We start from the raw sequence: 24,822 nt of genomic DNA, 5'->3' as shown, positions 1-24,822 counted from the left end.
CCTCGTACATATTCTCACTGGCATGCGGCGCAGCGGTAAGACTTTCCAGCTGTTCCAGCTCATCACTGAATACAAGAAAAGGTGGGCATCTGCACATGCAGACGCCCACCTTGAGTGTCCTTACAGCTCAGCCGAGCACGGAAGGAACCTTAGCTCACAGGTGCTCGCGCAGGCCCTTCAGGCGAGCGAGGGAAACCGGCTTGCCGACGATCTCCATGGACTCGAACAGCGGCGGGCTCACGCGACGACCAGACATGGCCACACGCACCGGACCGAAAGCGAGGCGCGGCTTGTAGCCGCCCTCCTCAACCAGAGCCTTGTTCAGGGTCTCATGCAGGTTGTCGGTCTTCCAGTCAGCCTCATCCACAGCCTCGAGTGCGGCGATGGCCTTGTCCAGCACCTCGCCGGCAGAATCCTTCAGCTGCTTCTTGGCGTCGTCAGCCGGCTCCAAGTAGCCCTCGGTGGAGAGCAGGGAGCCGACCATGCCGGCAACCTCACCCAGCAGGCGCACGCGCGGCTGAACCAGCGGAGCGGCGGCGGTCAGCACCTCACGCTCACGGTCGGTCAGGGCATCCCAGTTGTCGGCGGAAACCACACCGTCGCGGTGCAGGTACGGCACCGAGCGGCGCAGGAAGTCCTCGGGCTCAAGCATACGGATGTGCTCGGCGTTGATGGAGATGGCCTTGTCGATGTCGAAGCGGGCCGGGTTGGCCTTGACGTCGCGCACGTCGAACTTCTCGGTCATCTCGTCCATGGAGAACACGTCGCGGTCCGGTGCAATGGACCAGCCGAGCAGGGCCAGGTAGTTGAGCAGGCCCTCGCGGATGAAGCCATTGTCGCGGTGGTTGAACAGGTTGGACTCTGGGTCGCGCTTGGAGAGCTTCTTGTTGCCCTGGCCCATCACGTACGGCATGTGGCCGAACAGCGGCATCTCCTTGGCGATGCCGAGTTCCATAAGGTAACGGTAAAGCACGATCTGGCGCGGGGTGGAGCTCAGGAGGTCCTCGCCGCGCAGCACGACGTTGACTTCCATCATCGCGTCGTCGACCGGGTTGGTCAGCGTGTACAGTGGGTCGCCGTTCGGGCGCACGATCACGTAGTCCGGCACGGAGCCGGCCTTGAACTCGATGGTGCCACGAATCAGATCGTCAAAGGCGATGTCTTCATCAGGCATCTTGATACGTAGCGCAGGCTTGCGGCCCTCGGCGCGGAAGGCGGCCTTCTGTTCATCGGTCAGGTTGCGGTCGTAGCCATCGTAGCCGAACTCGGCCGGACGGCCGGCGGCAAGGTTGCGCTCCTTGATTTCCTCAGGAGTGGAGAAGGACTCGTAGGCGTAGCCGGCTTCGAGCAGCTTGGCGGCAACATCCTTGTAGATGGCGGTACGCTCGGACTGGCGGTACGGGCCGTGAGGGCCACCCACATCGATGCCCTCGTCCCAGTCGATACCCAGCCAACGCAGGGATTCGAGGATCTGGTTGTAGCTTTCTTCGGAGTCGCGCACGGCGTCGGTGTCTTCGATACGGAAGATCAGCGTGCCGCCGGTGGCGCGAGCTTCCGCCCAGTTGAACAGGGCGGTACGAATCATGCCGACATGCGGGGTTCCGGTCGGCGACGGGCAGAAGCGAACACGAACGTTCTTGGGCAGTTCGGGTTTGGTGTTTTCAGCATCAGTCATAGTCCCCTATTGTGCCGCGCGCGCCGGACGCGGAGAGCAGCGCTCCTCGCTCTTTTGCTTCGTTATTGACGTTTCGGGCCAACACCATCCCAAAACGGCCATTTTCCAACGAAATCTCTTTTGCCTGCCATTTTCTTTTCTTTTGCTTTTAAAATCAAAAGAAAAGAAAACAGCAAACGAGAATCAGCAGGCCAGGCCCACGAACAGCAGATCCTAGTCTTGAGATTCGTCTTCATGCGATTCGCGCTGCTCAACGGCGGCATCCGTGTATTCGTGGTTCATGGCATTCCCTACATCTCTGTATGTTGCTTTATGCATAGCGCCAAAAGCTTCGTCTGCTTTCCAGTTCCGCCCCGCAACTGTGCGCAATATTCATGCAACAGGTTACACAACCGATCGATAACGTTCACCCTCAACTGATATCGATTTGATAACCATCGATTCTTTCCAGTGCATTCACCACAACTTTGGACATTATTTGGCGCAATTGTTGAGTTTTCCACTCATGCAATGGAAGAATATGATGTGACACATAGGTCTTATGAAAGGGGAATCAATGTCTGATCCCAACAATGTGCCTTTGCCTCAGCAGCCTGAGGCCAACGGTACGCCCACACCTAATCCCGTACCGCAGTATGGCGCACCGGCCCCGGCGCAGCCCTCACAGCCGGCGCAGCCCGCTTACGGACAGCCGGCATACGGTCAGCCTGCTCCGACCGCGAACTCTTATGGCCAGGCCGTACCAACCTACGGTCAGCCCGCGCCCGACGCCAACACCTACGGTCAATCCGCACCGGCGTACGGCACACCGGCCCCCGATGGCAATCCTTACGGCCCGGTTCCGCCGTCTTACGGCCAATACGCCGCGCCCACTGCCACTGTGCCGCTGGATAAGCCTTACTACGGATGCTCCTTCCAAGAAGCCTTCCTGCGCTTCTGGAAGAAGTACACGGTGTTCAAGGGCCGCGCGTCCCGCAGTGAATTCTGGTGGTGGGTGCTGGCCGCTTTCGGCATCAATATAGTGCTGGACATCCTCAACACCGCCACAGATGAAAAGCTTGGCTTCCTCGCCACCATTTGGGGTCTGGTGACCCTAATCCCCACCCTGGCACTTTCCGTCCGCCGTCTGCATGACACGAACAAGCCTGGCTGGTGGGTTGCCATTTTCTATATCGCGATGGTTATCGGCCTTATCATCATGATTATCGGCGGTGGTGCGGCACTGTACGGCGGGTTCAGGAGCCTTGGCAGTTATGACTATGGTTATGGCAGCATGGCCGCCGGCGGTCTTGGCGCGGCGGTCATTGGTGCGTTGATTACGCTGGCCGGCTGCGTTGTCTATATCGTGTTCATGGCTCTTCCCAGCAAGCCGGAGGGCGCACGTTTTGACGATGGCGCGGCGGCAACCCCCATGCCTCAGGGTGCTTACGGCGCACCATACAGCACGCCTGTACCCCCGAATTTCGCCGCTCCGAACGCGCCCGCACCCGGCTTCAACCAGCCGGCCCCGGCTTACGGCCAGCCGCCCATGCCGACCCCCGACTATGGCCAGCCGGCTGCACCCGCACCTGATTACGGTCAGGTGCCGGCCCCGCAGTACGGCCAACCGGAGGCCCCGGCCCCACAGTACGGCCAGGTTCCGCCGATGCCTCAAAACGCCGGCGACGAATCCGCAACACCTTCTGAGCACACGGCTCCCGCCGGCGACAATGCCCAGAAACCCTGGCAAGGCCAGTAACCGATATCGGTGAACTTCCGTTGAAGAAGTTCCCCGCAACCAATGATGAAGCCCTACTCAACGCGAGTAGGGCTTCATCATTCTCGGCACTGTATTATCGGCACTGTATTCAGCCAACTACCCCAACGGCATCACGGCAATGGACTGCGAAAGCATATACGATTCACCCGGACTAAGGGCAACGATACGGTCTCGGCACGCCGCTGCCTCCACGGCCACAAAGCCACGCCATTCACCCGTCTTGGCATGGGCAATGGCGTTGCCGCCCTGCTCTCCGGGATTCCACACCACCGTCTGCGGCGAGCCGGTCTTGCCGATGCGAATCACACGACCCAGCACATGGTCCTGCAATTCCAGTGCAGCATCGGAATAATACACACGGTCCACCGGCTGATCGCCGAACATCACCGATGGCTGTTCTTGTAGTTTTGGCGGGAATCCGGCTTCCGTGGCATCCAGATATGTTGCACCCCGCAAACCGACCAGCCGCGCGCCGAGCACATCGCCGACATGCAGATACGAGTGCAGCGCCGCCTCATACGACATCGGCTCACCTCCCGTGTTGGTAACGGTCAGCGTCATCGTCAGCGTATCGCTGGCACACACCTCGTATGCGGCATGGAAACGCACGTTGGGTTCATCCTCGATCCATGGCACTTCGCCAGTCGTCAGTCGTTCGGAATCCAGCACATACCGCACACGGGCACCGGTAAACGCCCCTTCGTCCAGCGCCCACTGGCGCAATCGTGCGAACCCATGAATCGGTCGCTTCGCAGTCTGCCCGCCATGCACAAACCCCGGCCCGAACCAGGGGAAGCACACCGGCACTCCCCCGCCAACCGGCTGACCAGCTTCGAAATGCCATGTGCGGGGCGTCCAGATTACATCCGGCTGCCCCGCCGGGGCCCAGCGCAGCAGATGCGCCCCGTAATCGCTGATTACCGCGCTACCGCCGTCATTGGTGAGCGTGCGCAGATTGACGCCATTGCCCATAAGTGTTTCTTCTTCCGTTGCGTAAGCGATGTTCTTCACCACATAGACGATTTCCTTGGCACGGAGGAATCGCGAGCAGGGGTAAGAGAACCGATCAGGCGGGCTAAGCTGCCTTGATTCTCACAACTCCACGGTTTCTTTGCCAGGGTCATCTTTAATGTGCGCAAACTTGGCGGCCAAGGCCTCCTTGTTGCGCTTTTCGTCTTCTTCCTTGGCCTTCTTCTTGGCTTCGTCCGGGTTCCAGAGCACATCGTCGCGGTGCTTGGTCCATTCGGCACCGGCCAGCGGGGCAATGTATTCGGCGGTGGCGGTCAGGGTGTCACCGGCATTGGCACGCGTATCAATCAGATCAAGAATCTGCTGGTCGGTCAGGCAGATGCGCGGAATCGAGCACTGCTCACGTAATTCGTTGACGTACAGCAGAATCGGCAACGTTACGATGGCGGTGGCCCGGGCCTCGTCAGCAACATCAGCGGCATCAGCAACAGCCGGACCAACCAAGCCAACCGTCTCGGCATGCCCGCTCACCACGTTCAGCAGCGCATCGCATACGGCGAGCGCGGTGGCGAAACGGACGGCCACATCAGCCGGCTCGCCGGAAGCCGCCAAACGTCCGCCAGCCTCGGCATCGGCCTCAACCTGAGCCTCCACGGAGACAACCGTCTCACGGACTGCGGCCTCGACATGCGAATCCCAGTCAACACCTAAAGCTTCGGCGGCATCGAAAATCAGCTGCACATCGCCGGATTCCGAGTAACCGGCCATCGTATCGTAGGCGTCATTGGCAGCAAGCAGCGTGTCTACGATGCTTTGCGGACGGCCAGGAATCTCATCGGCCCCCTCGTAGACGAATTCGGCGTCAGGCATCGTAACATCCTGACCGGTGAGAATGCGTGCGAACGCGTGCGTGACACGCACCTGCAGGTTCTCCGCATACTTGGCGTCATTGTCCATCTGCATGGCTTCGGTCAGCGGCCACAGGCTAATTAGCGCCGAGCCGGCTTCAGCGGCCTCAGCTACCCCCGGCAATGCCGCGATCCGTGCGATTGCCTCACGATTGAGTTCAATGGTCATTCATGCTCCTCTGCGTTCACCACTTGATTGTAGTGCGTCCCATTGGCTCCCTCTGAGGGGAGCCCAGATTGTAGCTCAGCTATTCACCAGTGTGCCGTTACTTGACGTTGGCTGCTGGGTCGACATACGTGATTGACATCACACGGCCGGTTTCGTTGTCGTACGTCACCGAGGTCACGGAGGCGAGCGCCGTGTGCCGCAGGAACATCCAGTGCTCGGGGTGGCCGGTCTCCAGATAATGGCGATAACTGAAAATCGGCGATTCGTGGCTGACCACCACAATCTGTTCGCCGGGGTGTTGGGCGACCTTCTCGCGTGCGAAATCATCCATGCGCTGCGCAATGTGCTGATAGGATTCGCCCCAACTCGGCTTGTACAGGTTGGTGACCAGTTTCCAATTGCCGTTCTTCCACAGCGCGCCTTCGCCATGGCCGATACGCTTGCCGCGGAACTCGTTGCCGGCCTCAATCACTCGCTCATCGGCGGTGAGCATGAGCGGGGCTTCGCCTCGGGCCTCGCGCACGGGATTCAACGCGTCAAGAATCGCGTCGGCGGTCTCGCGCGTGCGGTCCAGGGGAGACGAATACACCGCGGAAATCGTATTGGTCTGAGGGCTATTGGCCAGATAGGCGGCGGTGGCCTGTGCCATACGCCGGCCAAGATCGGAGAGATGGAAGTCGGGCAGCCGCTCATAGAGCAGATGGTCAGGGTTGTAGACCTTGCCGTGGCGAACGAAGTGGATGGTGGTTGCGCTCATGAGCCGCCTTTCTTTTTATTCCTACGGGCATCTTGCGATGTTCGCCGAAGAACATGAGAACGTTGTCTTAATATCTCCAATCTACCGCGTGTCGCGCCCTAACCAACGATTAGAGTATCCGTGACGCAAATATGCGAATAGGGAAATCCAACGCAAACTTTGCGCGACCATGGACAACACATCATTCGATGAGGGCTTCGCCGGCAACGCCACGTCAGCGGGGAACATCCAATCGGGAGCGGAAAGGAGCGTAGTGCTGTTATGTCCAACAACCTGTCCAACTCGAACACCATTATGGCTGGCATCAAGGAAGTGGGTCACAAAGTTTTTGGTGGGTATGCGGAGTTGCTGCGCATACCTCATACCGCTCGTTATTCCATCGGTTCGGTGATTGCCTGCATGCCGTTCCCGATGGTGGGCATGACCATCACCATTTCCGTGCAGCATTACTACGGCAACTACTCGCTGGCAGGTATGCTCACCGCCATTCAGGCGATTGCACTGGCCGTGGCCACGCCGCTGCTCGGCAAGCTGACCGACAAGTTCGGCCAGCGGCAGGTTTCGATTCCAACGATTCTGGTGTGGATTGTCGCCGCCGTCGCGCTGACCACATCCATCACCAATCGTGCGCCGGAATGGGTGCTGTACTGTTTGACGCCGTTCCTGGCAGCTATTCCGCCGTGGGGCGCGATGAGCCGCGCGCGCTGGACCAAAATCCTGAAGGGCGATCAGGAGCGTACCAACCGTGCGCTCTCCCTGTGCGGCGTGCTGGACGAATGCATGTGGGTAATCGGCAATCCACTGGCTTCCACACTGGCCGTGATCTCCGGTCTGCTGGCATTCTCGTTCACCGGCATGTGCGTGGTGGTGGGCGCGCTGATGTTCTTGACCGAGCTGACCACTGAGCCACCGTCACAGACTCAGCTGGCCCGCGCTGAGGGCATTTCCCGCAAGGAATACCGTGAGCGCGAGGCGGCTCGAGCCGAAGCGTTGAAGGTGGAGACCGCAGCCGAGGAGACTCGCCGCCGTCTTGAGCGCGAAGGCGTGACCGATGAGGCCACGATTAACGCCGCCATTGAGCAGGCGGTCGCCGATGCGCGTTCCGGCAAGAAGGCGTCCATCTGGGGACCGGGTCTGATTGCGGTATGCGTCACCTGGTTCGGCTTGGGCGCGTTCCAGTCGGCTACAGGCATCTCGATCATCGCATTCGCCACCGAGTCGAATATGAAGCAGTACACGGGCTTTGTATTCGCCTGCTTCTCCATCAGCTCGTTGATGGGCGCCTTGGTGTACGGCGCGAAGAACTGGTCGATTGCCCTGTGGAAGCGCTTCTACTTCTGCCTGGCCGTGGTGAACATCGGCATCAGCACGTTCCTGTTCGCCAAGCATCTGTGGGTGATTATGATCATCTACCTGATCATCGGCGTGTGCCAGGCTCCGACGTGGATTAACGGCAACCAGCTCATGCTGCACTTGGTGCCGCCTTCCCGCCTGACCGAAGGCATGGCGTGGATGGGTGCGATGAATTCTATCGGCTCCTCCGCCGGTTCGGCGATTGCCGGCCAGTTCATCGACCGCATGGGCTCGCATGGCGGCTTCATGGTGGTGACCACTTTGGCACTGGTCTCGCTGGTGATTGCGCTGATTGGCTTCAAGCAGATCAAGGGCTCCACCGAGCAGCCGACCTTGACTGAAGTGAGTGTGTGAGACAAAAGCTAAGCCCCCTCTGACGAGGGGGCTTATACGTCAAAACGCTACTTCGGCCAGCCTTTGGGCGTGTGTTCCAGGGACCAGATGCCGAGCTTGTGGGAGAAGCTGTTCTGCCACTTGGCTTCAAGCTCCTCGGCATTCAGTCGATTTTCAGCGGACTTCAGACGGTTCATCGCATTGGTGTGCGTATCGTCGAGCAGCCACTTGCGAATCAAGAAGTTCCAGATCATTACCACGGCAGTGGCCACCAACTTGCCGATATTGGTGCGCAACAGATATTCGGCATGCTGCGATACATAGGCATCATGGTTCATGCCATAAGTGGAAATCCAGATAATCGCGTCATTCATGAACAGACCGACTACAGCGCCCGCCACGAAGATAAGAATCTCCATCCAGCGCGCCATGTCATCACGATGCTTGAATACGAATTTCATGCTCGCCAGATAGTTGAAAATCAGCGAGATGATGAAAGAGACGGTGGCAGCCAGCACGTTGTGCATGTGGAATATGCCAACCAATAGGTTGAGAATACCCCAGTCGATAACAAAGGCGATGACGCCCACAATGCCGAACTTCATCAGTTGTTCAATCAGTTTTCTCACAAGGGTATTCAACACTATTGGGCTGACTGCGGAACATATATTGGCTGGAAAGGCCAATAATCTCCCCAAATTGGCCTTGCCCCGGTCCGTTCTGCAAGCAGCTTCCTACATCCGCATGCCATGTTCAACAGCAACCGCTGAGGCTAGACTGGAAGCGAACCGAATCAAGGAGGAATTATGCCCGTTATTCACACTCATGTGTCCGTGCCCACCACCCCTGAGCAGCGCGAGGCGTTGAAGGCTGCCTATGGCAAGGCGATTACCGCCGTGCCGGGCAAGTCCGAGGGCTGGCTAATGTGCCCGTTCGAGGACAATATGCCGATTTACTTCGGTGGTAGCGATGACCAGCCCGCCGCCTATGTGGAAGTCAACGTGTTCGGCCGCTCTGTGCCGGGCTCTGCTTGGGAAAAGCTGACCGAGAGCATTATGGCCGCGCTGAACTCCACGCTCGGCATTCCCGAGGACCGCACCTACATCCGTTACACCGCCACCACCGACTGGGGCTGGAATGGTAGCAACTTCTAGTTTGCGTATTCTGGCTCCCCTCAGTCAGCTTCGCTGGCAGCTCCCCTCAAAGAGGGAAGCTCAGATGTAGAAAGCCCGCCGGCGGCGGGCTTTCTACGTTTCAAGGGGCTGATTTCCAACATTCAGAAGCTCTACTAGCGTTTCAAGGGGCTTTTAAAACAAGAAAACCGGAGTATAAACATTGCAATTTCAATGGTCATACTCCGGATTTCGCAATCGAAGAGCCCCTCGAAACGCAGATAGACCTCCGGAAAACCGAAAATCCGCCCCTCGAAAGCGAGTTACCTCACCTCATGCCTGTCATCACACGATCTTGGGCATGGGGGTGGTGAGGCTGGTGGTCAGGTTGACGTGGACCAGACCGGCACCGGCATGCACCTCAACCTTCTTCAGGGTCACGGTGCGCTCTTCTTCGGGGGCACGGTCGTTGTCGGTCATGGTCGCCGGGGACTTGACCGCCACGAACGCCAGATCGTCCAGCGAGATGCCTGCGCTCTGGCACAGTTCCATGGCCTCGGACACGGACTCGGTGAAGCCCGGCTTGTAAATCACGCGCTCGGCCGGTACGCCGTAGGCGTTCTCGGCCACCCACTTGGCGTTCTCGGTCAGGGCCATGCCCTTGTGCGAGTGCGGTTCGGCCGGCATGGAGCCGTTCTGCAACGCGTCGACGAAACCGTCAAGCTGCGGGGCCAGCGCCTCGCCGCCGTCGCGGAACAGGTTGCCGATGATCGGCGTGCGGAAGCCCAGCTCGTCGGCGGTGGCCTTCAGGGACGGAACCTGATCGTCCTCGCCTTCCCACAGGTTGATGAGCGGGAAGGTCGGAATGTCCAGGTTCTCCAGGCGCTGCACGTGGAACGGGTAGCGCCAGGCCAGCTCGGGATCGTCGCGCCAGGTGGAGGCACGGGTCACCACGATGGCGGCGGACGGCCACTGCGCGCCGTATTCGCGGCAGGCGATGTCCAGCCACTTCTGGGCGCCGGCGTCGGTGCCGTAACCGGCCTCGACGATGACCACGTCATGCAGGGCGCAGGCCATTTCCACGGAGACCAACGTCGGAATGCCGATGGACACGTTGGCGAACGGGCCACCGTGCACGTAGACCGGTGATCCGTTCACGGTTTCGGTCTTGGCCGGCTTGACCGCGTCGGCCAAAATGCCAGTGATACGCCACAGGTCCACGAATTCGCCGAAGGTCACGGCCTTGCCGTCCTTGGTGCCGGCGATCATCTTGGACACGCGCTCGGAAATCTCGTCCATCGAGCGGGAGAGCACCACAATCTGCATGAGCTCGCAGGTCGGCGTGAGCACGACCTTCTCCGGCACGTTGCCCTTGCCGTAGTCCACAGCGGTGGAGCGCAGGGAGCGGCTCGGAACCTCGGAGACACGCGGCACGAGAATCGTGTCGAGCTTGCCGTCATCGATGGCCTTCTCGGCGAAGGAGACGAGCAGGTTCTGGGCCGCCTCGATGGCGCCCATTTCGCCGCACAGACCCCAGTCGATGAGCTCGGGGTGGGTCAGGGAAGCCTTGCCGCCGCCGGAGGCACCGCCCTTGGAACCGGCTGCGGTGATGCCCATGCTCGGCTGACGCAGCACGGCGGTCGCATCAATGCCGCGCTTGTTCAGAGCGTCGATCAGGGCGATGGTCGTGGTGGTCTTGCCTTCTCCGCGCGATGCCTTGAGCGGCGTATCGGCGGTGACGAGCACCACCTTGCCGTGCTTGCGCGGGGCGTCAGGGTTCTCGGCCAGGTACTTCATGTAGCCGAATGCGTCGATCTTCTGGACCAGACCGTACTGGCTGGTGAAGTCTTCGATGGTGGTCATATAAAGCCTTTCTGTGTTTGTGTGGTGGGGCGGGGTGGTGGGGCGGCAGTCGCCGCCTCTTCGCCTAAAAACAGCCCACTGGGCTGTTTTCTTAACGGCTTAGCCCCCTCAGTCCGCTTCGCGGTCAGCTCCCCTCAGGGAGGGGAGCTCAATACGGACTAAAAGTCGGACATGTGGAAGCCGTTCTTCATTTCCATGCTGCGAGTGTACAGCACGGAGTCAAGCAGCTTTTCGGTTTCCTCCTTGAGCTGGTCGGCCATGGTCTGGTTGGCGGCGGCGAGAATCTCGCGCACCTCGGGGTTACGCAGCGCGGCGATGGTCTCGTCCGGGGTCATCGGCTGCACATCGCCATCCACGTTGTCGGCCTCAAATTCCTCTTCAGCGGCGGACTGCGCGGCTTCCTCGGCGGCCGTCAAGCCCAGACGGGCGATCTGCTCGTCGGTGGCGGCGACCAAGCGGTGGCCCATCGCACCGGTCTTCTCCTGGTAGCGCTCAACGGCGTTGGACGTGGAGCGGAAGGCGCCATCGCACAGGGCGGCGATGATGCGGTTGGCCCAGTAGAAGTTCTCGGACGTCACGCGGGTGGTGGTGTCCTCAAGGTAGGCGGGCGTGGTGTCCACGTTCGGGAAGAACGGTACCAGCGTGTTGAACGGGTTGGAGCCGTATGCCATCCACTGGATGGCGCGGGAGGCCTGCGGGCGGTACGGGCGGATCTGCATCACCGCGAGCTGGCTCTGGCGGTTGATGCCGATCGTGCGGTACATGTGGCGGGTGCGCTCATCGCCCAGCTGGCCGTACGGATCGAACGGGGTGCCCTGGTAGTGGGAGCTCAGCACGTACTTGATATCCTCGATGGTCACCTTGCGCTCAGGCTGACGGGCCCACGGGATGTCGTCGGAGGTGGGCTTGTGGTCGGCGTCCGGGCCGTCCCACACCTCGTCGTACGGGTTGAGGAAGCGCTGCATGTACCAGGCGCGCGGGGTGTTGTACACGTGGTCGGAGTCGGAGTGGGAGCCGAAGGCATCGCGCGGGTTGAACGGGGTAGTGTTCTCCACCGCGAGGTCCAAATGGTTGGTTTCGATGAATTCGGCAAGGTCTTCGGAACACATGTGTGCTTCCTGGTCACCCAGGGCGTCCTCAAGGTCGAATTCGTCGATACCGAGCTGGTTCGGCATGGTCACGTAGGCCTCGTCCGGCACTCGCTTGGCAATCCAGTGATGGCCGCCCACAGTTTCCAGCCACCAGATTTCGTTGGAGTCGGAGAAGGCGACGCCGTTCATCTCGTAGGTGCCGAATTCCTCAAGCAGCGCGCCGAGGCGCTGGACGCCCTCGCGTGCGGTCTTGACATACGGCAGCACGATGGTCAGGAAGTCCTCTTCGCCGATGCCGCCGGGCACCTCGGGCTCATCGCCCTTGGCCGGCGTGTATTCCACGAACGGGTCGGCGCCGAGCACGCGCTCGTTGGTGGTCAGGGTTTCGGTGGCGCTCATCGCCACGTTCGCCTCGTTGACGCCGGCCTCGCCCCAAATACCTTCCTTGAGGTCCGCGTTCGGCACGGCGGTGTACTGCAGCGGGTCGTCCGGCAGGGTGATGGTCAGGTGGGAGATCACCGACTTGTATTCGCGCGGCTGTTCCTCCGGCTTCACGACGATGAAGCGCTTCGGGTTGAACTCGCCGTTCGCGGAATCCTCGTTGCGGGCGATGATGGTCGAGCCGTCATAGCTCGCGTCTTTGCCTACCAGAATCGTGGTGCAGGCCATAGTGTGATGGTGTCCTTTCTTTGTTGTGGTCACGCTCCCACTGGCGGGAGCTGGACGACGAAGTCGGACTGAAGGTGGTTTTGTACTGACCCACCCCCAGTCAGTGATGCTGACAGCCCCCGCCTGCGGGGGCTCATGTGGCTCACGCCTTGCCGGTCAGGAAGATGCCGTCGGTGTCGGGCACTTCACCGCTGTTGCGCAGCGCGTGCAACAGCTCGTTGAGCCAGAAGCCCTGATTCAAGCCGGGCAACGGCTTCTTGGTGGCCCACACCTGCAGGTAGTACTCATGATCCTTGTCCGGCGGCTGCGGACCGTTGTACCGCATGATCACCGCCGGGTCAGTGCTGCGGCCCAAGAACTTGGAGGCCGAGGAGTTGCGCCCCTGCACGGTCTCGGGAATCATGGCCGGCAGCTGACGGGAGAAGTCCGGCGGGATGGCCAACGCATGCGAATCATTGAAGTCGTACATCAGCGCATCAATCGGCAGATTGGCCACGGACCAGTGAATCCACTCGAAGCCGCAGACCGGAATCGAATCCGGGTCCACGAACTCCCAGTGCAGGTAACGGGCCTCGGGGTTCACATCATCGATGTAGAACGGGAAGGAGACGACCGGCACGCCGCCGTTGAAGCACTCGGGCGCGGAGGCCTTGGCAAAATCGTCCGGAATGACGGTGAAATCGGCGGAAATCTTCATACGTCCCAGTATCGCTCATATGTGTGACGTACTGGGGGCTGTGCGTTACGGGGTCTCTCCCCCAGTCTCGCTGCGCTCGACAGCCCCCTCATCAGAGGGGGGCTAGTTGCGTCGGGTTATGGGATCAGGGCGCAGAAGAGGGACTCGAATACCAGTAGCGGGTTGCCGTTGCCGGCTAGGCGCTTGCGGGCGTGGGCCACTTCGTCCAGACGGGTCACGGCACCGGCCCGGTTCAACCGCACCGACAATTCGGTGATCGACGAGCGGTTCTCCAGGTTGATGAGGCCCACCGAATCCTCCGCATTGTTCTGCAGCACCGCCACATCTCGGTAGATGGAGGCGATGGAGTTCAGCGCACGATCCAATACGTCGCGCGTACGGCGGGTGACCAAACGCTTCACATCGTCTTTCTTGGCAATCTGGTTGAATGCGCCACGCAGTTTCGGCGGGATGCGGTCGCTCGGTGCCAGTCCGTTGATGCGGCGGAATTCCGCTTCCTGACCGGCGGTGATGCGGTTCGCGTCTGCCTCGGCCTGGGCCTTGGCATTGTCGATAAGATTGCCGGCCAACAACACTGCATCCGAGGCACGGGCCAGATTCAGCACACCGACCACAAGTTCATCGCGGTCGGACATAACCCGTTCGTCGGTGGCGTACAACTTGGCGATGCCGATATGGCCTTCGGCGAGTCGGGCCGCACGCTGCGCCACTTTTGGCTCGACATTGGTGGTGGAGGTCAGGAATCCGGCCACCGCCTGGGTGGAGGGCACGGCGAGGTTCACGATGCGTGTGCGCGAGCGGATGGTGGGCAGCACGTCCTGGGCGCTGGGCGCGCACAGTAGCCAGATGCAATGCTCGGCCGGCTCCTCAATCTCTTTCAAGAGCACGTTGGTGGTGCGCTCAAGCATGCGATCCACGTCTTCGATGATGATGATGCGCCACGGTGCGGTGGCGGGCATCTGCTCGGAGGTAGTGATGATCTCACGCACCTGATCGATACCAATAGTCACCTTGTTCGTGGTCAGCACCGTGACATCCGGATGCGTGCCGGCAAGCACCTGCTGGGTGACGCGCGTGGGCTCAGCGCTCATGCCGTGATCCGGGCTTTCCAGCGCCGCCGCAAACGCACGAGCCATGTTGGAACGGCCCGATCCGGGAGGTCCACAGATCAGCCACGACTGGGTGATCTGGCTCGGGTCGCCCTGCGCGATACGACTGAGCATGTCGATTACCGGCTTTTGGCCGACTAGTGAATCCCATACGCTCATGCGAGCTCCTTGATGTCGGATTCGATGGCAGCCCATACCGCTTCAATGCTCTGGCTCGCATCGATAACGCGGAAACGATTCGGCTCGGCGGCGGCCAAGTCCAAGAAGGCCTGGCGGGTGCGGGACTGGAAGTCATCACCGGCCGATTCCATACGGTCTTCCGCGTGTTCGAGGCGATGGTGGGACAGGGCTGGGTCCATATCCAGCAAATACGTGCGGTCGGGCAGCAGGTTGTTGGTGGCCCACATGCTTAAGGATCGAATCTCTTCTGGCGTGAGTTCGCGGCCACCGGCCTGATAGGCCAAGGAAGAGTCTAAATAGCGGTCGGTGATCACCACTTCACCGCGCTCCAATGCCGGGCGGATGGTTTCGGCAACGTGCTGGGCTCGGTCTGCAGCGAATAGCAGCGCCTCGGCGCGCGGTGCGATGTCGACGGCGCCCCCATCCACACCGTGCAACAGCAGTTGGCGAATGGCCTTGCCTAACGCAGTGCCTCCCGGCTCACGGGTAACGACCACGGTACGCCCCTGAGCCTCAAGATACGCATGCAGCCGCTCGACTTGCGTGGTCTTGCCCACGCCATCGACACCTTCAAACGAAACAAACAGACCGCTCATGCTATTGACCTTAGCGTTAGGCGCAGAGTTGCGCCCAACAGGCAGTTAAACCAGCTCTACCTCCGTTTCAAGGGGCTGATTTGGTCTTTTCTGAAGGTCTACTTCCGTTTCGAGGGGCTGTTGCCCAAGTAGACAACGTTCCAAAACGGCGGAATGACGTTGGCGCGGAGCCGTTCATACTCGTGGTTCAGCAGATGACCAGCCCCTTGAAGCGGAAGTAGATATTCTCAAAACGAGAAATCAGCCCCTTGAAACGCAAGTAGAGCAATAATTCCGCTCAGCCACGCTTGGGAATTACGGCGGGGCGCTCGTAGTCCTCGTTGGCGGTCAGCCAGTCGACGTCCTTTTTCACAGTGGCGGGGGTGGAACCGAGTTTTTCGGCGATGCGCTGGTTGGACCAGCCCTTGTTCGCCAACTTCTTGACTTCGGCACGGCGTTCGGCGCGCTTGGCCTCCTGCGCCGAAACCGCAGCCGAGGTACCGCCCTTCTTGCCCTTGCCGGCAACGGCCTTGGCGCCACCAGCACGCCCAGCACCGCGACGGCCACGGGTGGAGGGACCAGCCGCACGCTTTTCGGCGAGCAGTCGGAAGGCGTCATCAGGGGTGATGGATTCAGGCGTGTACTGACGCGGCACCGTGCGGTTGGTCTCGCCATCGGTGATGTACGCGCCGAAACGGCCGTCCTTGATGGTCACGTTCTTGCCGGTGTTCGGGTCCTTGCCCAAATCACGCAGCGGCGGCTTGGCGGCACCACGGCCACGCCCGCGGCCGTACTTGGGCTGCGAGAACAGTTCTTTGGCCTTGTCGATATCGACCGTGAAGATCTCGTCTTCCGAGGCCAGCGAGCGGGTCTCCGACTTGCCGTCGGCACCCGTCTTGGTCAGGTAGGGGCCGTAGCGACCGTTGTTGGCGGCCACCGTGCATTCGGATACCTCGCCGGTTTCGGCGTTGGTTTCCTCGTATGTGCCCACTTCGCGCGGCAGGCTCAGCAGCTTTAGCGCGTCTTCCAGCGACAGCGATTCAGGGCTCATCGTCTTGAACAACGAGGCCATCTTCGGGCGCGACGCGGCGGCGGCCGCGGCCTTCTTCGAACCCTTCTTGGCCGCAGAAGCACCAGCAGTATCGCCAGCAGCGCCAGCCGAAGCCTCAGCCGGCGGCACCAACGCCACATACGGGCCGAAACGCCCATTGCGCACCTCGACGGTACCGCCGGATACCGGATCAACGCCCAGCTCGCGCGGTCCACCGGAGTGGTTGTCGATCAAATCGCGGGCCACGGCCACCGTCAGCTCATCCGGCGCGATGGTGTCCGGCAGAGACGCGCGCTTCGGGTTGCCTTCGGCGTCCAGATGCTCCATGTCTTCCAGATACGGGCCGTAACGGCCGACGCGCACGTGCAGGCCGTCGCCGATGTCGATGGTGTTGATGGCGCGCGCGTCGATCTCGCCGAGCTGCGCGACCTGCTGTTGCAGGCCTTCGTGCGCCTCGTCGGCGTTGCGGGCGGCGCCCTCGCCGGAACCGAAGTAGAAGTGGGTGAGCCAGTCGCGGCCGGATTCCTCGCCGTGGGCGATGCGGTCAAGGCCGTTTTCCATCTCGGCGGTGAACTGGTAGTCGACCAGCTTGGGGAAGTTCGTCTCGAGCAACTTGGTCACGGAGAAGGCGAGCCAGCTGGGGATCAGCGCACGGCCACGCTCGTATACGTAACCGCGATCCATGATTGTGGAGATAATGCTCGCGTAAGTGGACGGGCGACCGATCTCCTTGGCTTCCAGCGTCTTGACCAGCGTGGCCTCGGTGTAGCGGGCCGGCGGCTGGGTTTCATGGCCGTCCGGTTCGATGTCGCTTGCCTCGACCTGCTGGCCGACGCTCATCGGCGGCAGGGAGGTGTTGGATTCGGAGGCGTCACCCCTGACGGCCTTGGCGTCCGTCTTGCCGGCGGCAGCAGCCTGGTCCGAGCCAGCCCCAGCGCCGGGAGCGGCGGCCTTGGGCTTGCGCCCCTCCCCCGTGGCCTTCATAAAGCCGGGGAATTCGATGACGGTGCCGGACGCCTGGAACACGGCCTCGCCCTCGGTGGGGCCGGCCGGCGCAGACAGGCGCACGGTGGCGGTGGAACCGGTGGCGTCAGCCATCTGGCAGGCAAGCGTGCGCTGCCAGATCAGCGTGTATAGGCGCAGCTGGTCGCCGGGAAGTTTGGAAGCCAGCTCGTCCGGGTCGTGGAAGCGCGAGCCCGCCGGGCGAATACACTCGTGGGCTTCCTGCGCGCCAGCGGTTTTGGTGGCGTACTGCTTGGGCTCGGCGGAGAGGAACTTGTCGCCGAAATGGTAGGAGACGGCGTTGCGGGCGGCGGTGATGCCCTCCTGCGACAGCGTCACCGAATCGGTTCGCATATAGGTGATGTAGCCGTTCTCGTACAGGCTTTGGGCCGCGCGCATCACGGCGCGAGCACCCATGCCGAGGCGATTGCCGGCGGTCTGCTGCAGGGTCGAGGTGGTGAACGGCGGCTGCGGGCGGCGGCGGTACGGCTTGGTTTCCATCGACATCACAGTGAAATCGGCGGTCTTCAGCGCCGAAGCCACGGCGGTGGCACCAGCCTCATCAAGCTGGCGAACGTTCGCCGCGAACCCGTCCGGGGTCAGCTGGCCGTCGGCACCGAAATCCTTGGAGCCGGCGAGTCGCTTGCCGCCGAGCGCGATCATGCGGGCGGAGAATTCGGCACGCTCCCCCAGCGCGTCAGGCGCGGACAGCGTGGCGACGATATCCCAGTACGGCGCGCGCTTGAACGCCATGCGTTCGCGCTCGCGTTCCACGATCAGGCGGGTGGCCACGGACTGCACGCGGCCGGCGGACAGGCCTGGGCCCACCTTGCGCCACAGCACCGGCGACAGCTCATAGCCGTACAGACGGTCGAGGATGCGGCGGGTCTCCTGTGCGTCGACCATATTGCCATCCACATCGCGCGTGTTGTTCAGGGAGGCGTTGATGGCGTTCTTGGTGATCTCGTGGAACACCATGCGCTTGACCGGCACCTCGGGTTTCAAGGTCTGCACCAAGTGCCACGCGATGGCCTCGCCCTCGCGATCCTCATCAGTCGCCAGATAGAGTTCATCGGCGTTCTTCAGGGCCGATTTGAGTTCGCTGACCGTACGCTTCTTGTCGCCGTCGACAATGTAATACGGCTTGAACCCGTCGTTGACGTCCACGCCGAACTTGCCGAACTTGGCCTTGTCTGCCGCGGGCACCTGGCTGGGCTGCGCGAGGTCTCGGATATGGCCGACCGACGCCATGACGGTGTACCCCTTGCCCAGGTAGTCACCGATCTTGTGGGCCTTGGTCGGAGACTCCACAATCACCAGTTTGGTAGCCATACCCACTCCTTATGTATTGCGCGAAACACACGACGTTTCTGGCGTCATAATACTCATGAATCATGTCCAACTGCCAAATTCCGCCGTTGTGCCGGGCAAATTCGGCCGTTCGCACCCCATGTTTTACCGTTTGGGCGGTGCCGGCGGAGCGCCGATCAGACCCAGCCGGCTTAAGGGCGCTGCAGTGATCTGACGCAGGGCCAGCAACAGTCCGAATGCGAGCATGGCCACACCCGCAATGCCCACAACAGCGCTGACATTCGCCCCCTGAACCGCCCAGCTGGCGCTGACATTGAGCCCCGGCACCACCTGCCAGATCACATAACCGCTGTAGGCGAGCAACAGCAGGCCCCCGGTAATCAGCACGCTGCCGACGATTTGCACGCTCACTGAGGAGACGCGGCGACCCGGCTCGTCCATGCCGGACTTGCGCGTAACTGCCAGAGCGAGCAGGGCCAATCCCGCCACCAGCAGGATGGACATCGCCACATCCGAAGGGCGATGCCATTGTCCGTATATCACGGAGACACCGACGGTCACCGCCCAAACCACGCCGATGACGCCCGCCAAAGCTCGAACCGCACGAGGCACGGTAAGCAGCAGAATCACCGCACAGGCTGCGGCCAGCATCGTGTGACCGGAAGGCGCGGAATTAGCGGCAGGCGATTCAGTGTTGATGATGAACGGACGCGGCAACAGACCCTTGATACGGGTGACGGCCAAGCAGACCACGGCGAACACGGCGATTTGCCCGGCCAACCACCAGCGGCGTCGAATCAGCGCCGTAATAATGCCGATTGCGGCAATTGTGCAGCTGACAGCGATAACCAGCCAGGATTGTGCGACGGCGTTCATCACGCCGGTGGCCCAGGACGGTACATCGTTGTGCAGGTTTTTCCAGACCAGTTCGTCGTACGATTGTCCGTTTTCGGTAAACACGCACCCCCACCACACGCCGAAGCCGATAGCGATCAGGAGCAGACCGAATACCACGCACAGTACGCGGCTGGAGATTCGCGGGCGCACGGTAAGCGGGTCAAGCCGGGCCAAGCCACGGTCGATATCAGATGCCCCATCCGCATCGTCCATGTCCAGCGGCCTGAAATCCCGTAAGGAGCCTGATGTGGATGCCGATGCATCTGAACCGGAGACCGGGCCGAGCGCAGCCAATGGGTCAACAACGTTCGACGACGAGTCAGGCTGCGCTGCGCCTGAGCCGACCAGATTGACCGCCGCATGCGGGTCGCGAATTCTAGGGGTCTGTGCGTCATTCATACGTTCGACTGTACGGCCGCGCCCCGGACAGGGGACCACGCTAGTGCCAGCTCACAGCCAAATCCGCACATAAAGAAAACCTCCACACACCCGTCAGAGGCCACTTACCCTTGCTGCATTCCTGCCCTGGGGGAGTTGGGTGACATAGCGCCGCGTGGAGGCTGGGGATAAGTCTATGGAGACGTATGGACCAGCGCAGCGACACGAAACGTGCGCGCCGGGTCGCACGGCAGACCAACCAGCGCATTCAGGCAATATTCATGCAACATCAAGAAGCGTGCCCAATTGTAAGAATTCCGGAAAAAATACCGGCATAAATGCGTGTGGTTACGCTCACGTCAAACGATTGTTCAAGGCCAACAGTTACGGTGGACACCATGGCTTCTTATACTCGTCGTGCACATTCGGGAGGCAATGGCCCCGCTCTGAGGCAACCGCGCACCGCGCAAAGCAGAGCCGGCCACTCCGCACAGGAGGGCCCCTATACGCCCCAGGAGAGCCGTTCCCGCCACGCAAGCCACAAGGCTTCCAATAGCCATCGAGCCCCGAACAGGAAGAAAAAGAACACAGGAAAAGGCAAGCACCGTGTACTGAAATGGGTGCTGGGCATCTTCTTCTCCCTGATTGGACTGGGCTTGCTGGCCGGTATCGCAGTATTCGCATACCTGTACACCACCACCGAGGTCCCGCAACCCGAAAAGTTCGCGTTGGCCGAGAAAACCACCGTGTATTACGCGGACGGCACCACCGCGATCGGCTCCTACGCGGAACAGAATCGTGAAATCATCTCTTGCGAGGGGCTGCCGGACTACATCGGCAACGCGATTGTGGCGTCCGAAAACCGTACGTTCTACACGGATAAAGGCCTTGATCTGAAGGGCATCGCCCGCGCATTCATTAATAATGTGACCAAGGGCACGCGCCAAGGTGGTTCCACCATCACCCAGCAGTATGCCGAGCGGTATTACATGGGCGAAACCACATCCTATGTGGGCAAGGCGCGCGAGGCCATCATGGCCATCAAAATCGCGCAGACCGAATCCAAGGACGAGGTGCTGTGCAATTACATGAACACCATCTATCTGGGCCGCAACTCCTACGGTATCCAGGCAGCGGCCAAGGCATACTTCAATAAGGACGCCAAGGATCTGACGCTGTCTGAGGCGGCGATGATCGCCGGCATTATTCCGTCACCGTCCACGTGGGATCCGGCCGATAACGCCGATATGGCCAAATCGCGCTTCAAGCGTGTGCTGAACATCATGCAGGAGGATGGTTACATCACTGCCAAGCAGCACACTGATGCCAAGTTCCCGCAGACCGCCGCGGTGGCGCAGCAGAACGAATACGCGGGGCCGAACGGTTATCTGCTGGATATGGTGCGCCGCGAGCTGGTGCAGTCCAAGGCCTTTACCAAAGAGGATTTGGATACTGGCGGATACAAGATCATCACCACCATCGACAAGAGCAAGCAGGATCTTATGCAGTCCATCGGCGACACCCGTCTGGACGACATGCCTGAATCCCTGCAAATCGGCGGCATAGCGCTGGACCCGAAGACCGGTGAAGTATTGTCCGTATACGCCGGTTCAGATTATCTGTCCAAGCAGCTCAACAATGCCGATCAGGCCGTATTCGAACCGGGTTCGACTATGAAGCCGTTCGCTTTGCTGGGGGCCGCGCAATCCGGCGTCAGCTTCGATACGTTGTTCAACGGCAATTCCCACCAGCACTTCACCGGCTTGGATCAAGAGGTGAACAACGCTCTGGAGAACAACTGGGGCAACATCAATCTGTATCAGGCCACCGCCAACTCGGTGAACACGGTGTTCATGAACGTCAATGAGCATCTGACGCCGAAGCGCACGGCCGCAATCGCCCATGAAGCGGGCATTCAGGGCGATATCGATGAAAACTCCATGTACAACGTGCTGGGCATCAACGCCCTGACCGTGTGGGATTTGGCGCAAGGCCATTCGACCATCGCCAACAATGGCGTGAAGAACACCTTGCACATGGTGTCCAAAGTGCTTGATTCCAACAATAGGGACATGTACAACGCGCCCAGCAACGGCACCAAGGTGTTCGATGCCAACGACTGCGCTTTGGTACAGAAGGCCATGCAGGGCACCACCACGTACGGTACGGCGGCCGGCACATCCAGCATGTTGGGCCGACCCGTCGCCGGCAAGTCCGGTACCGCCAACGACGAAATGGCTTCGTCGTTCGTGGGATACACCCCCAGCATGATGAATGTGTGGGCTATCTGGAACCCGGACGATAAGGGCAATCCGCAAGTGGTGCCAGCCTTCTCCGGATACGGCGTCTCTTCCACTGGATACCCCGCCCACCTGTTCCAGGAGTTCATGGCTCAGGCCTTGCAAGGCACCGAGGTGGAGCAGTTCCCGACCGCTAAAGACAACGGCAAGATCGGCGGCTCCGACGGCACTTGGGGCTTGAGCAAGGGACAGAGCAACGGCCTGTCCAACAACACCAACAAGCAGTCCACCGAAGACGCGCAGAAGCAGGCTGAGCAGGACGCACAGCAGAAGGCGGCCGAAGAGGAAGCCAAGAAGCAACAGCAGGCTCAGGAGTTCGCCCAGCAGTGCCTCGCCAATCCGAGCTATTCCACCGAGTGCCCGAATTATCCCGACACCACTACCGGCGGAGATGGCAACGCCGGCAACAATACCGGCGGTGACAACGGGAACAATACCGGCAACGATAATGGTAATTCGGAGGCACCGGCGGGAACACCGGCACCAACGGCGTCACCCAGTAGTAAGTAAAACACAGACAACAAGGCTCCCCCTGATGCAATCAGAGGGAGCCTTGTTTTTTCTCTGTTAGCGCTCAGCGCTTGCGCTGGGAACGGTTGATGGCGGAGATAATCGACTTCAGGGCGCTGGTGGTAATCGACGAATCGATGCCGACGCCCCACACGATCTGCGCGTCATCGGCCTCGCCGACCTGGCATTCCACGTACGAGGCGGCCATGGCGTCGGTGCCGACGGACATGGTGTGCTCCGCGTAATCCATAATCGAGGCGTCAACGCCAAAGTTGGAAATGGCGTTGAGGAAAGCGGCGATCGGACCGTTGCCGATGCCGGAGACCTCGCGCTCCACGGGCGCATCGACCCCGACGTTCACGCCGCGGTCGAGCAGACGAGCCTTGAGCACGGTGTCGGAGCCATCCTCACCGGAGCTGACGGCCACCTTGAGCAGCTTCAAGCGGCCCCACGGCACGAGCGAGGCGTCATGAGTATCGCCCACAACCACACCGGCGGCGGTCATGCCGGACTGTTCGACCGGCAGGTACTCGTCCTTGAACAGACGCCAGATGTCCTCGTCCTTGACTTCCTTCTTGGTGGTGTCGGCGAAGTTCTGCACAATCTTGTCGAATTCGATCTGCAGGCGCTTCGGCAGGTCAAGGTTGTGGTTGGTTTTGAGCAGGTATGCCATGCCGCCCTTGCCGGACTGCGAGTTGACGCGGATGATGGCCTCGTAGGTGCGACCGATGTCCTTCGGGTCGATCGGCAGGTAGGGCACGAGCCAGACGAAGCTGTCGAGATCGGCGCCAGCGCGCTCGGCGGCCACCTGACGGGCCTCGAGACCCTTCTTGATGGCGTCCTGATGCGAGCCGGAGAACGCGGTGAACACGAAGTTGCCGGCGTACGGATGGCGCTCGGAAATCTTGATCTGGTTGCAGTACTCAACCGTCTTGCGGATCTCAGGTACGTTGGACAGGTCGAGTTGCGGGTCGATGCCCTGGGTGAGCCAGTTGAGGCCCAGCGTGACCAGGTCAACGTTGCCGGTGCGCTCACCGTTGCCCAGCAGGCAGCCTTCCACGCGGTCGGCGCCGGCCAGCACGGCCAGCTCGGTGGCGGCCACGCCCATGCCTTCGTCGTTGTGCGGGTGGAGGGAGAGCACCACGGAATCACGGTCGTCGAGGTGGGTGGAGACGTACTCCACTTCGTCGGCGAACACGTTCGGCGTGGTCATTTCCACGGTGGCGGGCAGATTGATGATCATCGGATGCTCGGGAGTCGGCTTGATGACGCCGATCACGGCGTTGCACACCTCAACGGCGTACTCCGGCTCGGTTCCGGTGAAGGATTCCGGCGAGTACTCGTAGTACAGGTCGATGCCCTTGGCCTCGGATTCGAGGTCCTTGCATAGTTCGGCGGCGTCGGTGGCGAGCTTCTTGATCTCTTCCTTGTTCTTCTTGAACACCACTTCGCGCTGCAGCACGGACACGGAGTTGTAGAAGTGCACGATGGCGCGCTTGGCGCCCTTGAGCGCCTCGTAGGTGCGGCGGATGAGGTGCTCGCGGCACTGGGTGAGCACCACGATAGTCACGTCGTCCGGGATGAGCTCGCGCTCGATGAGCATGCGGATGAAGTCGAAATCAGTCTCGGATGCGGACGGGAAGCCCACCTCGATCTCCTTGAATCCCATGGAGACGAGCAGGTTCCAGAAGCGCAGCTTGCGCTCGGAATCCATCGGGTTGACGAGGGCCTGGTTGCCGTCGCGAAGGTCGACGGAGCACCAGCGCGGTGCACGCTGCAGTCGCTTGCCCGGCCACGTGCGCTCCGGGTAATCAAACGGGATCTGCTCGCTGTATGAGGCGTACTTGTTGTACGGCATACGGCTGGGCTTCTGCGGATCGCCGATGAATTGTGCCGGAGGCAGCAGCGGGTCGTTGTTCCCCCCATTGGACGCCGCGGCCACGGCCGCGAGATCAAACACGGACGATTGATCCTGACCCATTACTCCTCCTTTGCTTGGAATCGGCGCGCCCCTTCGGCCGGCGGGAATGCCGGGCAGTCGACGCGCTCCTCTATCACTGCGTTACATATCCGTAACGAACTTCCATCGTACCGTTCCAGCATCCCAACGCCGCGCCCATGCCACATAGCGGTTACGCGGCGGCGTGCCGGCGT

At 61.0% G+C, this 24,822-nt stretch carries 18 protein-coding genes and 1 other RNA gene; 4 read left to right on the top strand and 15 right to left on the bottom strand.

Annotated features, from left to right (window positions below; all coding sequences use genetic code 11):
* Window positions 1–154 precede the first annotated feature (154 nt).
* Both gltX and AB5287_RS06785 read right to left on the bottom strand, forming a co-directional pair.
* Complete coding sequence (gltX, locus tag AB5287_RS06790) at window positions 155–1,675, bottom strand: glutamate--tRNA ligase (protein ID WP_007051591.1); 1,521 nt, start codon at window positions 1,673–1,675, stop codon at window positions 155–157.
* A 62-nt stretch (window positions 1,676–1,737) separates the two neighbouring features.
* Complete coding sequence (locus AB5287_RS06785) at window positions 1,738–1,911, bottom strand: hypothetical protein (RefSeq protein WP_157822848.1); 174 nt, start codon at window positions 1,909–1,911, stop codon at window positions 1,738–1,740.
* Window positions 1,912–2,231: 320 nt separating this feature from the next.
* Between AB5287_RS06785 and AB5287_RS06780 the strand changes: the two genes are divergently transcribed.
* The gene (locus AB5287_RS06780) at window positions 2,232–3,413 is read left to right on the top strand and encodes a DUF805 domain-containing protein (RefSeq protein WP_007055560.1); all 1,182 of its coding nucleotides are present in this window, start codon (window positions 2,232–2,234) and stop codon (window positions 3,411–3,413) included.
* A 117-nt stretch (window positions 3,414–3,530) separates the two neighbouring features.
* Here AB5287_RS06780 and AB5287_RS06775 read toward each other — a convergent pair whose 3' ends face one another.
* The 3 genes from AB5287_RS06775 to AB5287_RS06765 form a co-directional block, all read right to left on the bottom strand.
* The gene (locus AB5287_RS06775; RefSeq protein WP_007055536.1) at window positions 3,531–4,448 is read right to left on the bottom strand and encodes a D-hexose-6-phosphate mutarotase; all 918 of its coding nucleotides are present in this window, start codon (window positions 4,446–4,448) and stop codon (window positions 3,531–3,533) included.
* Between the two features lie 78 nt (window positions 4,449–4,526).
* Complete coding sequence (locus tag AB5287_RS06770; protein WP_007054699.1) at window positions 4,527–5,480, bottom strand: hypothetical protein; 954 nt, start codon at window positions 5,478–5,480, stop codon at window positions 4,527–4,529.
* Between the two features lie 97 nt (window positions 5,481–5,577).
* Window positions 5,578–6,237, bottom strand: coding sequence for a histidine phosphatase family protein (locus AB5287_RS06765; protein WP_007051596.1), 660 nt, complete (start codon window positions 6,235–6,237; stop codon window positions 5,578–5,580).
* Between the two features lie 261 nt (window positions 6,238–6,498).
* On the opposite strand from AB5287_RS06765, the gene AB5287_RS06760 reads away from it, so the two are divergent.
* Complete coding sequence (locus tag AB5287_RS06760; protein ID WP_007054697.1) at window positions 6,499–7,944, top strand: MFS transporter; 1,446 nt, start codon at window positions 6,499–6,501, stop codon at window positions 7,942–7,944.
* A gap of 47 nt (window positions 7,945–7,991) precedes the next feature.
* On the opposite strand, the gene AB5287_RS06755 is transcribed toward AB5287_RS06760, so the two are convergent.
* Complete coding sequence (locus AB5287_RS06755; protein ID WP_007051598.1) at window positions 7,992–8,528, bottom strand: GtrA family protein; 537 nt, start codon at window positions 8,526–8,528, stop codon at window positions 7,992–7,994.
* Between the two features lie 201 nt (window positions 8,529–8,729).
* Here AB5287_RS06755 and AB5287_RS06750 point away from each other — a divergent pair, with 201 nt between their 5' ends.
* Entirely contained in the window at window positions 8,730–9,077 is a 348-nt protein-coding gene (locus AB5287_RS06750) for a phenylpyruvate tautomerase MIF-related protein (RefSeq protein ID WP_013582339.1), read from the top strand.
* Between the two features lie 303 nt (window positions 9,078–9,380).
* Here the strand turns inward: AB5287_RS06750 and AB5287_RS06745 are convergent, their stop codons facing one another.
* The 8 genes from AB5287_RS06745 to ffs form a co-directional block, all read right to left on the bottom strand.
* The gene (locus AB5287_RS06745) at window positions 9,381–10,898 is read right to left on the bottom strand and encodes a formate--tetrahydrofolate ligase (RefSeq protein ID WP_007051600.1); all 1,518 of its coding nucleotides are present in this window, start codon (window positions 10,896–10,898) and stop codon (window positions 9,381–9,383) included.
* A gap of 158 nt (window positions 10,899–11,056) precedes the next feature.
* Complete coding sequence (locus tag AB5287_RS06740) at window positions 11,057–12,658, bottom strand: C69 family dipeptidase (protein ID WP_007051601.1); 1,602 nt, start codon at window positions 12,656–12,658, stop codon at window positions 11,057–11,059.
* A 142-nt stretch (window positions 12,659–12,800) separates the two neighbouring features.
* On the bottom strand, window positions 12,801–13,355 hold the full coding sequence (locus AB5287_RS06735) for a YbhB/YbcL family Raf kinase inhibitor-like protein (protein ID WP_115784629.1): 555 nt from the start codon (window positions 13,353–13,355) through the stop codon (window positions 12,801–12,803).
* Between the two features lie 116 nt (window positions 13,356–13,471).
* Window positions 13,472–14,623 carry a DNA polymerase III subunit delta' gene (locus AB5287_RS06730; protein WP_007051603.1) on the bottom strand — a complete coding sequence of 384 codons (1,152 nt, stop codon included), beginning with the start codon at window positions 14,621–14,623 and terminating at the stop codon, window positions 13,472–13,474.
* Entirely contained in the window at window positions 14,620–15,240 is a 621-nt protein-coding gene (tmk, locus tag AB5287_RS06725; RefSeq protein WP_007055528.1) for a dTMP kinase, read from the bottom strand. The genes AB5287_RS06730 and tmk overlap by 4 nt, the downstream gene beginning before the upstream one ends.
* A 277-nt stretch (window positions 15,241–15,517) precedes the next feature.
* On the bottom strand, window positions 15,518–18,604 hold the full coding sequence (gene topA, locus AB5287_RS06720; protein WP_058062466.1) for a type I DNA topoisomerase: 3,087 nt from the start codon (window positions 18,602–18,604) through the stop codon (window positions 15,518–15,520).
* Between the two features lie 123 nt (window positions 18,605–18,727).
* Window positions 18,728–19,879 (bottom strand): phosphatase PAP2 family protein, encoded by a 1,152-nt coding sequence (locus AB5287_RS06715; RefSeq protein WP_007055559.1) that lies wholly within the window; start codon window positions 19,877–19,879, stop codon window positions 18,728–18,730.
* A gap of 71 nt (window positions 19,880–19,950) precedes the next feature.
* Window positions 19,951–20,045, bottom strand: an RNA gene (gene ffs / locus AB5287_RS06710) — signal recognition particle sRNA small type.
* A gap of 211 nt (window positions 20,046–20,256) precedes the next feature.
* Here ffs and AB5287_RS06705 point away from each other — a divergent pair.
* Window positions 20,257–22,668: a transglycosylase domain-containing protein gene (locus AB5287_RS06705; RefSeq protein ID WP_347013326.1), complete on the top strand. Its 2,412-nt coding sequence runs from the start codon at window positions 20,257–20,259 to the stop codon at window positions 22,666–22,668.
* Window positions 22,669–22,732: 64 nt separating this feature from the next.
* Here AB5287_RS06705 and leuA read toward each other — a convergent pair whose 3' ends face one another.
* Window positions 22,733–24,649: a 2-isopropylmalate synthase gene (leuA, locus tag AB5287_RS06700; RefSeq protein WP_368220969.1), complete on the bottom strand. Its 1,917-nt coding sequence runs from the start codon at window positions 24,647–24,649 to the stop codon at window positions 22,733–22,735.
* Window positions 24,650–24,822: the final 173 nt, after the last annotated feature.

Source organism: Bifidobacterium sp. RTP21102st3_E2_RTP21102_210122, assembly GCF_040916945.1.
Taxonomy (GTDB): domain Bacteria; phylum Actinomycetota; class Actinomycetes; order Actinomycetales; family Bifidobacteriaceae; genus Bifidobacterium; species Bifidobacterium longum.
This window is presented reverse-complemented; position numbering and strand designations above follow the sequence as displayed.